The 12,182-nt window shown below is 58.7% G+C and carries 14 protein-coding genes; 10 read left to right on the top strand and 4 right to left on the bottom strand.

All coding sequences use genetic code 11. The annotated features are described in order from the left end of the window. Positions 1-8 precede the first annotated feature (8 nt). The 4 genes from B5G40_RS14050 to B5G40_RS14035 all read left to right on the top strand — a co-directional run bounded on the left by B5G40_RS14050 (position 9) and on the right by B5G40_RS14035 (position 4,387). Entirely contained in the window at positions 9-863 is an 855-nt protein-coding gene (locus B5G40_RS14050; RefSeq protein WP_087400159.1) for an ABC transporter substrate-binding protein, read from the top strand. A gap of 145 nt (positions 864-1,008) precedes the next feature. Next, positions 1,009-1,731, top strand: coding sequence for an amino acid ABC transporter permease (locus B5G40_RS14045; RefSeq protein WP_343212821.1), 723 nt, complete (start codon positions 1,009-1,011; stop codon positions 1,729-1,731). Continuing rightward, complete coding sequence (locus B5G40_RS14040) at positions 1,718-2,440, top strand: amino acid ABC transporter ATP-binding protein (protein ID WP_087270697.1); 723 nt, start codon at positions 1,718-1,720, stop codon at positions 2,438-2,440. Before B5G40_RS14045 ends, B5G40_RS14040 begins: the two co-directional genes overlap by 14 nt. A 132-nt stretch (positions 2,441-2,572) precedes the next feature. After that, complete coding sequence (locus B5G40_RS14035) at positions 2,573-4,387, top strand: LTA synthase family protein (protein ID WP_242959448.1); 1,815 nt, start codon at positions 2,573-2,575, stop codon at positions 4,385-4,387. 54 nt (positions 4,388-4,441) lie between these two features. Here B5G40_RS14035 and B5G40_RS14030 read toward each other — a convergent pair whose 3' ends face one another. The 4 genes from B5G40_RS14030 to B5G40_RS14015 form a co-directional block, all read right to left on the bottom strand. Continuing rightward, positions 4,442-5,827: a DNA cytosine methyltransferase gene (locus B5G40_RS14030; protein WP_087400157.1), complete on the bottom strand. Its 1,386-nt coding sequence runs from the start codon at positions 5,825-5,827 to the stop codon at positions 4,442-4,444. Between the two features lie 98 nt (positions 5,828-5,925). After that, the gene (locus tag B5G40_RS14025; RefSeq protein WP_087400155.1) at positions 5,926-6,852 is read right to left on the bottom strand and encodes a restriction endonuclease; all 927 of its coding nucleotides are present in this window, start codon (positions 6,850-6,852) and stop codon (positions 5,926-5,928) included. A 99-nt stretch (positions 6,853-6,951) separates the two neighbouring features. Beyond that, positions 6,952-7,596: a sugar O-acetyltransferase gene (locus B5G40_RS14020; RefSeq protein ID WP_087400154.1), complete on the bottom strand. Its 645-nt coding sequence runs from the start codon at positions 7,594-7,596 to the stop codon at positions 6,952-6,954. 3 nt (positions 7,597-7,599) lie between these two features. Beyond that, complete coding sequence (locus B5G40_RS14015; RefSeq protein ID WP_087400152.1) at positions 7,600-8,280, bottom strand: TetR/AcrR family transcriptional regulator; 681 nt, start codon at positions 8,278-8,280, stop codon at positions 7,600-7,602. Positions 8,281-8,475: 195 nt separating this feature from the next. Between B5G40_RS14015 and B5G40_RS14010 the strand changes: the two genes are divergently transcribed. From B5G40_RS14010 to B5G40_RS16975, 6 genes are all read left to right on the top strand, one after another. Continuing rightward, positions 8,476-9,249 (top strand): threonine/serine exporter family protein, encoded by a 774-nt coding sequence (locus tag B5G40_RS14010; protein ID WP_206406187.1) that lies wholly within the window; start codon positions 8,476-8,478, stop codon positions 9,247-9,249. Between the two features lies 1 nt (position 9,250). Beyond that, complete coding sequence (locus B5G40_RS14005; RefSeq protein WP_087188493.1) at positions 9,251-9,727, top strand: threonine/serine exporter family protein; 477 nt, start codon at positions 9,251-9,253, stop codon at positions 9,725-9,727. Further along, entirely contained in the window at positions 9,724-10,425 is a 702-nt protein-coding gene (locus B5G40_RS14000) for a YjjG family noncanonical pyrimidine nucleotidase (RefSeq protein WP_087331373.1), read from the top strand. The genes B5G40_RS14005 and B5G40_RS14000 overlap by 4 nt, the downstream gene beginning before the upstream one ends. 21 nt (positions 10,426-10,446) lie before the next feature. Next, entirely contained in the window at positions 10,447-11,328 is an 882-nt protein-coding gene (locus tag B5G40_RS13995) for a GDSL-type esterase/lipase family protein (protein ID WP_087400149.1), read from the top strand. Beyond that, a complete protein-coding gene (locus B5G40_RS13990; RefSeq protein WP_087188496.1) occupies positions 11,325-11,795 on the top strand; it encodes a DUF4358 domain-containing protein in 471 nt (156 codons plus the stop codon). The genes B5G40_RS13995 and B5G40_RS13990 overlap by 4 nt, the downstream gene beginning before the upstream one ends. Positions 11,796-11,972: 177 nt before the next feature. Further along, positions 11,973-12,182 (top strand): hypothetical protein (locus B5G40_RS16975; protein ID WP_206407256.1); only part of this gene is annotated, 210 nt, incomplete at its 3' end.

Genomic DNA, 12,182 nt, shown 5'->3' with positions numbered 1-12,182 from the left:
AATACATCATGAAGAACTTCAAGAAGCTGGCCCTCATGGGCCTGACCGCAGTCATGTCTCTGTCTCTGCTGGCCGCCTGCGGCGGCGGCAACAGCGGCAGCGCCGAGACCCCCTCCGGCAACACCGAGACTCCCGCCGCCTCCGGCGAGTTCACCACCGTGGAGGCCGGTAAGCTGATCATGAGCACCAACGCTCAGTTCCCCCCCTATGAGATGGTGGGCGACGGCGAAGGCTACGAGGGCACCGGCTATGAGGGCATCGACGTGGAGATTGCCTACGCCATCGCCCAGAAGCTGGGCCTGGAGCTGGTCGTGGACAACATGGGCTTTGACGCCGCCCTGCAGGCTGTGCAGACCGGCAAGAGCGACATCGTCATGGCCGGCGTCACTGTGACCGATGACCGTCTGGAGGTCATGGACTTCTCCGACACCTACGCCAACGGCATTCAGGTCGTCATTGTCCCCGAGAACTCCGACATCGCCACCATCGATGATCTGGAGGGCAAGCTGATCGGCTGCCAGATGGGCACCACCGGCTACATCTACTGCTCCGACACCCCCGAGAACGGCGGCTACGGTGAGGACGCCGTGATCCCCTATGACGACGGCGCCGCTGCCATCCAGGCTCTGATGAACGGCCAGGTTGACTGTGTGGTTATCGACAACGCTCCCGCCCAGGAGTATGTGAAGGCCAACCCCGGTCTGAAGATTCTGGACACTGAGTTCGCCAACGAGAACTACGCCATCGGCTTTGCCAAGGGCAACACCGCTCTGAAGGACGCCGTCAACACCGCTCTGATCGAACTGGTTGAGGACGGCACCGTGCAGTCCATCATCGACAAGTATATCCCCGCTGAGGGCTGAGACAACCAACAAATCCGTGTTCAACTGAAAAGGGCGGCCTTCGGGCCGTCCTTTTTCGGGTCGTATTCGGAAAAGGTAAGAAAGGAGAATCTCTGTGAACTGGGCGCAACTCTATGAGTCCCTGGGACAGCAGCTGAAAGACGGCGTGGACTTGCCCTGGTGGCAAGACGCCTTCGTGGGCATTTACAAGGCCTTCTTTGAGGAGGACCGCTGGCAGTTCTACCTGGACGGCGTGCTGACCACCCTCTGGATCACCGCCTTGGCACTGATCCTGGGTATTGTGCTGGGCGTTGTGGTGGCTGTAATCCGCACCACCCACGATCAGCAGCGTCTGGGCCGGCACAACCCCGTCCTGGGCGTACTGAACGTGATCTGCAAAATCTATGTTACCATTATCCGCGGCACCCCCATGATGGTCCAGCTGCTGATTATGGGCTTTATCATCTTTAAAAGCAGCCGTGAGTACACCCTGGTGGGCACCCTCACCCTGGGCATCAACTCGGGCGCCTATGTGGCCGAGATCGTCCGCGGCGGCCTGATGAGCGTGGATATCGGCCAAAGCGAAGCCGGACGGTCCCTGGGCCTGAACTATCTGGACACCATGCGCTTTATTGTCATTCCCCAGGCCTTTAAGAACATCCTGCCTGCTCTGGGCAACGAGTTTATCACCCTGTTTAAGGATACTGCTCTGATCTCCGCCATCGGCGGCAAGGAGCTGGTCTATGCCGCCAAGTCCATCGGCAGCAAGACCTACGATGTGATGTATCCCTATCTGGGCATCGCCATCATCTATCTTCTGATGGTCATGCTCTTCACCTGGCTGCTGGGTATTCTGGAAAGGAGGCTGCGTCAAAGTGATAGACGTTAAACATCTGTCCAAGTCCTTCGGGGACCATCTGGTGCTGGACGACATCTCCGAGCACATCTATCCCGGGGAGAAAGTGGTCATCATCGGGCCCTCCGGCTCGGGTAAGTCCACCTTCCTGCGCTGCCTCAACCTGCTGGAGGCCCCCACCAAGGGCACCATCACCTTTGAGGGCACCGCCATCACCGACCCCAAGACCAACATCGACCTGATCCGTCGGCAGATGGGTATGGTGTTCCAGCACTTCAACCTCTTCCCCAACATGACCATCCGGAAGAACATTACCCTGGCTCCCGTCCGCACCAAGCTGATGAGCCAGGCCGAGGCCGATGACACCGCCACCGCCCTGCTGAAGCGGGTGGGTCTGGAGGAGAAGGCGGACGCCTATCCCGCCCAGCTCTCCGGCGGCCAGAAGCAGCGTATCGCCATTGTCCGGGCTCTGGCCATGAAGCCCAAGGTGATGCTGTTCGACGAGCCCACCTCCGCTCTGGATCCCGAAATGGTGGGCGAGGTGCTGGAAGTCATGAAGCAGCTGGCTGACGAGGGCATGACCATGGTGGTGGTCACCCACGAGATGGGCTTTGCCCGGGAAGTGGGCAGCCGGGTCCTCTTTATGGACGGCGGCCATGTGCTGGAGCAGAACGAGCCCCACGCCTTCTTCGCCAACCCCAAGGAACAGCGCACCATCGAATTTTTGTCCAAGGTGCTGTAATCTGCCACGTCCCCCGGTACAAACTGTACCGGGGGACCTTTTCCGTTTCTTTTTCACCGGTCGGCTTTGACAAGCTGGGCTTTTTGCGCTATAATGGCACACTATCTTCCCAAATGACCGGAGTACCATACTATGATGAACCGTAAACAAATCCTTTCCCTGCTGCGCAAGGACCGGCTGTGGCAGGCGGTCTTTCTGCTTTTGACCCCCTTTACCGCCGTGTGGCTCATGCAGTTTACATACGGAGCCAATCCTTTTGCTCTGACCTTCCCCGTACTGGTGGCCAACGCCCTGTGCGTGGCTCTGCTGTTCTGGCTGCTGTGCGCCCTGGTGGGGCGCATTGCCCCCTGCACCATCGGCATCCACATCGCCGCCGGGTCCTGGGGCGCCGCCAACTGCTTCGTCAACACCTTCCGGGGCACCCCCATCCTGCCCTGGGACTTCTCTGCCCTGGGTACCGCCGCCAGCGTGGCGGGCAACTACCACCTGTTCCTCACCTGGCAGATGGGAGTCGCCATCTTTCTGGCGGCCGCCCTGGTGGTGTTCCTCCACCCGGAGCGGCGCAAGGCCCGGCTGCGGCTCACCACCCGGAAGCGCCTGCCCCTGCGGCTGGCCTGTCTGGCGGCGGGGCTGGCCTGCCTCATGTTCCTGCTACCCTCGGAAAAGCTGGAGAAGCTGGGGGTCAAGACCGACGTGTGGGATCAGGCGGGGGCCTACCGCACCGGCGGCTGCCTGGCCGTCTTTTACCGCAATACCGAGTTTCTGGAGGTGGAAGAGCCGGAGGGCTACTCTTCGGAGAACGTGGACACCCTGCTGGAGGGGGTGGAGCCCCTGAAGCCGGCGGCGGTGTCGGTCCAAAAGCCCAACATCATCGCCATCATGAACGAGTCCTGGGCCGATTTTGAGTCCTACGGCAATCTGCAGCTCAGCGAGAGCGTCACCGACTACATCCGCTCCCTGGACAATTCCATCTTCGGCCACACCTATACCTCGGTATTCGGGGCGGGTACCAGCGCCAGCGAGTTTGAGTTCCTCACCGGCAACACCATGGCCTTCCTGCCCTCGGGCAGCATCCCCTACCAGCAGTATGTGCTGGGGCCCACCGCCTCTCTGGCCTCCCTGCTGAAGGCCCAGGGGTATGACACCCTGGCCTTCCACCCTGGTGAGCGCACCTCCTGGCAGCGCAATCTGGCCTATCCCCAGCTGGGCTTTGACCAGTTCAAGTGCGTGGACGACATGGACGTGGCCCAGACCATGGAACACGGCTATGTCAGCGATCAGTCCGACTTTGAGCAGATTATTTGGGAGTTTGAGCACAAGGAGGAGGGGCAGCCCCTCTTCCTGTTCAACGTCACCATCCAGAACCACGGCAGCTACACCGCCGAGGACTATCTCGCCCAGGTCACCCTCACCGACCAGCCGGGCAAGTACCCCCAGGCCGAGCAGTACCTCACCCTGGCCAACAAAACCGACCAGGCCTTCCGCACCCTGGTGGAGTATTTCCAGAGCCAGGAGGAACCCACCATTATCCTCATGTTCGGCGACCACCAGCCCTCGGTGGAGCAGGGCTTCCTGGACAAGGCCTACGGCGTCACCCAGGACCAGATGAACATGAACCAGTACATGGGCAAGTATGAGACGCCCTTTGTGATCTGGGCCAACTATCCCCTGCCGGAGGAGGGGCCGGAGATCACCAGCCTGAACTTTTTGAGCCTCTATCTGCTGCGGTACGCCGGCATTGAGGGTACGGTGTACGACGGCTATCTGTGGCAGCTCCAGCAGCAGCTGCCCGCCCTCACCTTTGTGGGCTACATGGACACAGCCGGGCAGGCCCACAGCCATCTGGAGACCAACGACTATACCGCCCTCATTGAAGACTACCAGCAGGTGCAGTACAACAACCTATTTGGAGGGGGCGGACGGCGAAGCGCCGTCTTTGATCCATAAACGTCAAAAAATAGGGCTGGCACCTTGGGTGCCAGCCCTATTTTTATGAGTTTCCTATTCCCCTGCACAGACAGCACATTTTTGTACCTCTGCCCCTTTTGCTTCATTTGGTGTGCTGAAACGTCCCCGGCGCTGCACACGGGATCTTTTTTCAATCTCTTCAGGGGACATCTGGGATGAGATAGAAAGCAGCACTTCCTCAAGCCGGGCATTGATTTTCAGATTCCGTTCCTTTTTTCTGCGGATGATTCCAAAACAACCAACGGGAGAAATATAAATATCTTCAGGCGCATCGGGAGATACGATGCTGTCCATTCCTGCAAAGGTACAGTTCTCAGGTATTGCAGAACAATTCAAGGACAAGCCGTTCTCCAAAGGAACAATGTCTTTTCCAAAATCATAAAAAACCTGGGTATCGGAAATGCGGACAGAACGGGCGCATAACGCAAACTGGAAGGAATCGAGATTGATTCCAAGCCTGTTTTCGTGAATCAAGCGATTGCCGATCCAGCGGACAACCGGTACAGCCCAAGAATTTCCTGTGCTCTGGTATCGGTTGGTCTTTTTTGCTTTCGGAAGATCGGTGTAATGATCAGGGAAGCCCATCAGGCGCTCTGTTTCAAGGGGAGATAACCGGCGGATGCGGTGATCCTGAACCACAAACAACGAGCCGTTATATGCGGCCGCATTGCCATTCCATTTTGTCCCATACGCGGAATACAAGCAATCTGTGTATGCCCTAAACACTTCAAAATGGTGCCCTTCTTTTTCAAACGTCAAGGGAAACTGCGGATATTCCGGCAGTTCGTTTTCGTGGATCTCAAACAAAACATCTTCGGGATGGAAGTCCTTGCCGCCGGCTATCACATAAAGGCGGCGTCTTTGTTGGGGAAGTCCAAAAAATTTAGCATCCAGAACGCGCCAGGCAACATTACGGGTATTCCCTCGAATCAGGCCTGAATTGGGCCATTTCCCGCCCTTTACAGACAGGACTTGGTCCAGACCTGCAAGGGATGATACCAAGCAGCCAAAGGCATTGGTCTTGTCAGCCAATACTCCTTCGACATTTTCCCAAAAGACCTTGCAGCGTCCCTGTCCTCTCGACATACGAACGGTATCATTGGCCTCAATAATATCCACAAATTTCAAGGTAAGGTTCCCACGATCATCGTTTAACCCATTTTGCCATCCAGCCAGGGAAAATGCCTGGCACGGCGTCCCCCCGCAAATCAAATCAGGCGCGCTCATCTTCCCTTGCGCAATCTGATCCGGGATGTCATTCATGTCGCCGAAATTGGGGATTGTGGGATATTTCTCAGCAAGGACTCTGGACGGAAAGGGTGCAATTTCCGAAAACCAATCAAAATGAACGCCAAAAGGTTCCCAGGCCACTGATGCAGCTTCAATACCGGAGCAAACGCTGCCAACAGTTTTGATCAAAGGTGTATGACCTCCTTTGGTTCTTGTGTCTCTACATTTTAGCTGATTATGAGTCTCAATTCAATGGCAATCAGGCGCGTCATCGTTCCGCTTTTCTCTTATTTGTGCGCTTCTTTCAACGCATTTAAAAGATGCCTGCGCCACGCTGCAATGTCATACCAGGGACAGCCGATACACCCCCGTTCTGCTTCCTTTCCCTTTCTGGGGATTGCAGGGTCCCAGTTCTCTGTTCCTTCGTAGTAGTAGGGAATTCCATAAATCACGCCTCGCTTCCCGGTCTGGAAACAGGCGCGGCAAACTTCCCGCTTCTGCTGATTTCTCTGATTGGTCAACAGCTGAAACTTATCTCTGATCTCATCATCAGACATGGTCTCAGGATTTTCAGACTTGGTCTTGTCATCCCATCGGATTTCTGAGAACTTATGGTCAGGTAGGCAGTTCCTGCTAACGGTGTTCTCATAGACATCAACGCTCCCAAGCACGCGGATGATCCGATTCCGAAGGGCTGGAGACCAGGTTTCATAACCATTTCCCGCAAGCTCCACCCGATGGATAGGCAAAAGCATCAGGCGCGTGCTGCGGCGATTTCCGCATACAGGGCAGTGATAGTTGATATGAGTGGCGACTGTATAGCCCATCTCTTTGATATCCTGAATTCTTCGGGCAAAATTCGGATTGGAAATTTCACAGTTTCGGCAATGCCAGCGGCCGTCTTTCAGGATATTGAAAGTCTCTTTGGTTTCTACCGAGCGCGTGGCATTCCACAGCCTGTCCTGCTCCGCCACCCATTTGGGGTACAAAGACGGGTGCATTTGCGCATAGATGTGATTTAAATGCTCCTCAAGGGCTTGATGATCCTCAACCGGAATCGAAACCCCTGTTCTGCGATATTCAACAGGAACCCAACCGTCCCATTTTTTATGGACATCAGGATAGGAAAACCGGACATGAACGTATTCTTCCGATGCTTTTGTGTTCAGCTTTCTGGGTTCGTCGTATAATAGAATATTTGCATTCAGTGCCATAGCAAGCTCTCCTATAACTCCTCAAATCATTCCGCCAAAGAGAGGTAAAATCCATCTGCAATTTCTGAAAAAAGCGCGCCGCAGATGCGGCGCACTTTTTTATGTTGTGAGGTTCCAGGCGAAGTGGTTTAGATCCTCCTCCAGGATCAGCTCCCGTTTGCTGTCGGCGGCCGTAATGGGGCGGATGGGGCGGCAGGGGTTGCCGTAAGCCAGCCAGCCGGCGGGGATGTCCTTGGTGACCACACTGCCCGCGCCGATCACCGCTCCGTCTCCGATGGTGACGCCGTCCAGCACCACCACGTTGCAGGCCAGCCACACCCCGCTGCCGATGTGGATCTCCCGGGCAAACTCCGCCATGGTGGTGCGGCCCTCCCCGTCCAGGCCGGTGCGCTCCTGGGCGGGCAGGGGGTGGTTGGTGGCCATCAGGGACACGTTGGGCCCAAAGCACACGTTGTCCCCGATGAATACCCTGGCATCATCCATCACCATCAAATTGAAGTTGGCGAAAAAGTTCTCTCCAATAAAGGTATGGCAGCCGTAGTTAAACTGGACAGGGCCCTGGAAGTAGCAGGCCTTGCCCGCCCGGCCCAGAATGGCCCGGATCACTTCCCCCCGGTCAGGGTCGTACTCGTCCATGGAATTGTACTTCCGGCAGGCCTCATGGGCCTTGTGCTTCAGGTCCTTCAGCTCCTGCCGCCGGGGATCAAACATCTTCCCCGCAAAGATCTTTTCTTCCTCCGTCATGCTTCATTCACCTGATTTGCCTTGGAATTGGTCCCCTTCCGACAGCGCGCTGTTGCGGAAGGAATTTTTCAGCAGCCGGATGCAGTCGCCCAGCAGCTGATCCAGGTCGGAAAATACGGTGTGAGCCAGCTTGTTGTAGTAGGTATTGAGCAGCCCGTTGAGAAATACGATGATGGAGAAGGCCGCCGCGTCCCGGGACACCTGGAGGGTATATCCCTTGTCGCTCAGATAGTGCTCCATCACCTGCCGGGTGAGGGTAAAGACCTCCATCCCCGCCTCATACTTCCGCCGGGCCACCTCCTCCATCTCCGTACCGGCGTAATCGGCCTGCATGGGGACCTTTTTCAGCGCCATCACCTCGTAAAAGGTGGGGTGGCTCCACGCAAACTCCAGATAGGTATGCAGGAAGGCGTCAAACTGAGCCTCCCCGCCGGAGACCGTCTCCATAGCCTGCCGCAGGCTGTCGCACAGCTGGCGGTAGCCCTCGATGACCACCGACAGATATACCTCGTCCTTATTGACAAAATAGAGATAGATCTTGGTGGCTGAGGCGCCGATTTTCTGCCCCAGGCGGCGCATGGTCAGGCCCTCATAGCCGTCGGCCGCAAGGATGTCCAGGGCGGCGTCCAGAATACGGGCTTTTTCCGCTGCTTTTTCCGCAGGCGTCTTTTCCCTGGGCGGCATAAGACCACCTCTCTTTCCTCTCTTTCTTGATACCGTTATTGTACCAAATCCTATTTTTACATTCAATACTTCCCTTTTTTCAGGGGGGCGTAATATTTCTGAGAAAGGTATGGATATCCCGGCAGAAATGTGATAAGCTGTAAACCGGTGTCCACCGGAATGCCGCGCTTTTATTGCAGAAAGGAGGTCTCCCCGTTGAAGCCGGACTACAACGAACTGCTGGAAATCGTAAGCGAAATGGGCTTCCGGCTCATGCTCAGCGGAGCGGAGATCTACCGGGTGGAGGAGTCCATCAGCCGCCTGCTCCAGGCCTATGGGGCTGAGCGGGGGGAGGTCTTTGCCATCCCCAACTGCATCATCGTCAGTCTCACCTCTCCCCAGGGGGAGCCTATGACCCAGATTCGCCGGATGCCCAACCACGGCACCGACATCTACCTGCTGGAGCGGTATAACGATCTGTGCCGCCGCCTGTGCCGGGAGACGCCCCCCTTTGAGGAGGCCCTGGACAGTATGCGGGAGATCGAGCGCACCCACAAGGTCTACTCCCTGCCCGTCCAGCTGCTGGCCCACTTCCTGGGCTGCGGGATGTTCTCCCTGTTCTACGGCGGTTCGGTATGGGACGGTCTGTGCGGCGGACTCTGCGGCATGGTGATCTGCCTGTGTATGGCCTTCACCTCCAAGCTGGGGGCCAACCTCTTTTTCAAAACCATCGCCGGCGCGGCGGTGTCCGCCTTTGTGGCCCTGGCCCTTACTGCCGCCGGCATTGGCCAGAATTCCGACAGCATCATCATCGGCGCCCTGATGGCCCTGGTGCCCGGCATTGCCTTTACCAACGCCATGCGGGATATTATGGCCGGCGACATGGTGGCCGGCATCAGCAAGGCCGCCGAGGCCTTGCTCATCGGAGCGGCCATCGCCCTGGGCACCGCCCTGGCTCTGGGCCTGATCCGAATGCTGATGGGAGGCTGACATGGAAGAGTTTACCTACTATCTGCCCTGTATCTACGCCTTCCTGGCCTGCATCGGCTTTTCCCTGCTGTTCAACATCCACGGAGCCGCGGGTATGCTCATCTGCGCCGGCGGCGGGGCCCTGGGCTGGCTGGTCTATCTGCTGGCCGCCCCCCTGGTTCACAGCGACATCATCCAGTCCTTTTTCGCCGCCCTGGCCATCTCCGCCTGGTCGGAGATCATGGCCCGTCTGCGCCGGTGCCCGGTGACCAGCTATCTGCTGGTGGCCCTCTTTCCCCTGGTGCCCGGCGGCGGCATCTACTACACCATGGAGCACGCCATGAGCGGGGAGACCTCCCTGTTCCTGGAGTCTCTGCTCCACACCCTGGGCCTGGCCGGGGCCCTGGCGGTGGGCGTGCTGATGGTGGCCTCTCTGGCCCGCCTGGTCACCAACTACCAGAATCACCGGCGGGGCCTGTCAGGAGGCAAACACCCATGAGACGCTACGATTTCGTCCTGCTGGACGCAGATAATACCCTGTTCGATTTTGATCGCTCGGAGCACGAGGCCCTGCGCCTGGCTCTGGAGGCCTTCTCCATCCCCTGTCCCCCGGAGACCGAGGCCCTCTATGTGTCCATCAACAGTTTCCTGTGGGCCATGCTGGACCGGGGAGTGGCCACCCGGGAGTGGCTGGTGGTGGAGCGCTTTGCCCGGCTCACCGCCGCCCTGGGGGTGGACGCCGACCCCGCCGCCCTCAACCGGACCTATCTGGACCGGCTGGGCGAGCAGTCCTTTCTCCTCCCCGGCGCCCTGGAGGTCTGCCGGGCCCTGGGGGAGCACTGCACTCTTGCCATCCTCACCAACGGCGTGGCCCGGGCCCAGCGGGGCCGGTTTGACCGCTCCCCCCTGAAAGAACTCATTCCCCATCTCTTTATCTCCGAGGAGATCGGCGCTTCCAAGCCCAGCCCCGCCTTCTTCCGACCGGTGCTGGACGCCCTGGGCATCACCCACCTGAGCCGGGCCCTGATGGTGGGGGATAACCTGACCTCCGACATCGGCGGCGCCGCCGCCATGGGGCTGGATACCGCCTGGTACAACCCCCGCCATCTGCCCAATCCCGGCCCCGTTACCCCTACCTGGGAGATCGCCAGGCTGGAGGAACTGCTGCCGCTGGTGCTGGACGGCCCTGATTTTTAAACTTCAAACGAGGTGTTTTGTTTGTCCCGCTCGCTCTATTCCCAGCTTACCGGCAACTCCTCTCCGCCGCCCCGCCGCCGTCTGCCCCTGGTGCTGGCGGCCATTGCGTTGGGTGTGGTTCTGGTGACCGTTCCGGTGCTCAGCCGCGCCCCGGCGGAGGGGGCTGATCCCCTCCCCACGGCCACCGTCACCCCTACCCCCACGCCTACCCCTACACCTGCCTTTGATTTTACCCAGCCCGCCCCCAAGACCGATCCGGTGGACATGGACTACTTCTCCGACGCCCTGTTCATCGGCGACTCCCGCACCCATGGGCTGGAGCTGTACAGCGGCGTCAAGGGCGCCACCTTCTACGTCTACACCGGACTGAGTATTTTCGGGGTGAACAATCCCGGCCTGGTGACGGTGGACGGACAGGACTATTCCATTGTGGAAGCCCTGGAGAAGGGTCCCCGGTTTGGCAAAATCTACATAGCCTTCGGTATGAATGAGCTGGGTTATTACAATGAGGAAAACTATTTGCGCACCTTCGGCGTCTTTATAGAGGAGGTAAAGGCCCTCCAGCCCAATGCCGTGGTCTATCTGCAAAATCTGGCCCCGGTAGACGAGGCCAAATGCAAAGCCTACGGTCAGGCCTCCTGCATCACCAACGCCCGGGTAGAGGCCTTTAATCAGCTGTTTGCCCAGCTGGCCCGGGAACATCAGGTGGTGCTGGTGGACGTGTACAGCGCCCTCACCGCCGACGGCCCCCTGCCGGACGACGCCACGTCGGACGGCATCCACTTCAAGCGTCCCTGGTATGAAACATGGCTGACCTGTCTGATGGAACACACCGTGGACCCGGCGATCTACCAGGCCGGACAGACCCATGCGGATGATATGGAAGGAGATAAAGAACCATGAAGAACCTGTTGACCCGACTGCTGCCCGGCGTGCTTGCCCTGTGCCTGACCCTTTCCGCCTGCGGAGGCGGTGGAAGCGCCAAGAGCTATGACCCTGCCGCCACCGCCAAGGCTCTGCTGGAGTCCGACGCCTTCAGCGACACCCTGGACACCCTGGACAAGGACACCGCCGCCACCATGTACGGCATTGACGCCTCCACCATCACCGACTGCGTGGTGTACACCTCCCTGTCCATGGGCGCGGAGGAAATCGCCGTGCTCACCCTCACCGACGAGGCCGCCGCCAAGACCGCCAAGGAGGCCCTGGATAAGCGGGTCAGCGATCAGATCACCGCCCTGGAGAGCTATATGCCCGGAGAGGTGGACAAGCTCAACCACGCCATCGTGGAGCAGACCGGCAACACCGCCCTGCTGGTGGTGGCCGCCGACGCTGACGCCGCTCGCAGCGTGCTGGACAGCCTGAACTGAGTCCCACCCAAAAACGCCGGGGATACCCCGGCGTTTTTTCTGAAAAAATAAACTGGCTTTCCCTCAACTTTTCACTGGCCCCTGCCGTCTAACAGATGCAAACACAAGACCCCCGGCCGGGTCCAGTTTATACAGATCGAGGTGTCTTCATTGTCCCAGTCCTATCATCCCAAACGCATGAAAAACAAGAGAAACGGCCCCGGCGCCACCCTGCCCCTGCTCATTGCCGCCGCAGCGGTATGCGTCTGTCTGCTGCTCATCCCCTCCGCGGGCAAGAGCGCTCCCCCCGCCGCCGAGGTTACCCCCTCCGTGCAGCCCGAGGTCACCCCCTCCGCACCGGTGACCGAGCCCTCCGCCGCCCCGTCGGAGTCTCCGGCTGTGGAGCCC

Origin of the sequence: Flavonifractor sp. An9, from assembly GCF_002161245.1 — a bacterium.
In the GTDB taxonomy this organism is placed as follows: Bacteria; Bacillota; Clostridia; order Oscillospirales; family Oscillospiraceae; genus Flavonifractor; species Flavonifractor avicola.
The sequence above is the reverse complement of the archived record's forward strand: the minus strand, read 5'-3'. Positions and strand labels throughout refer to the sequence as shown.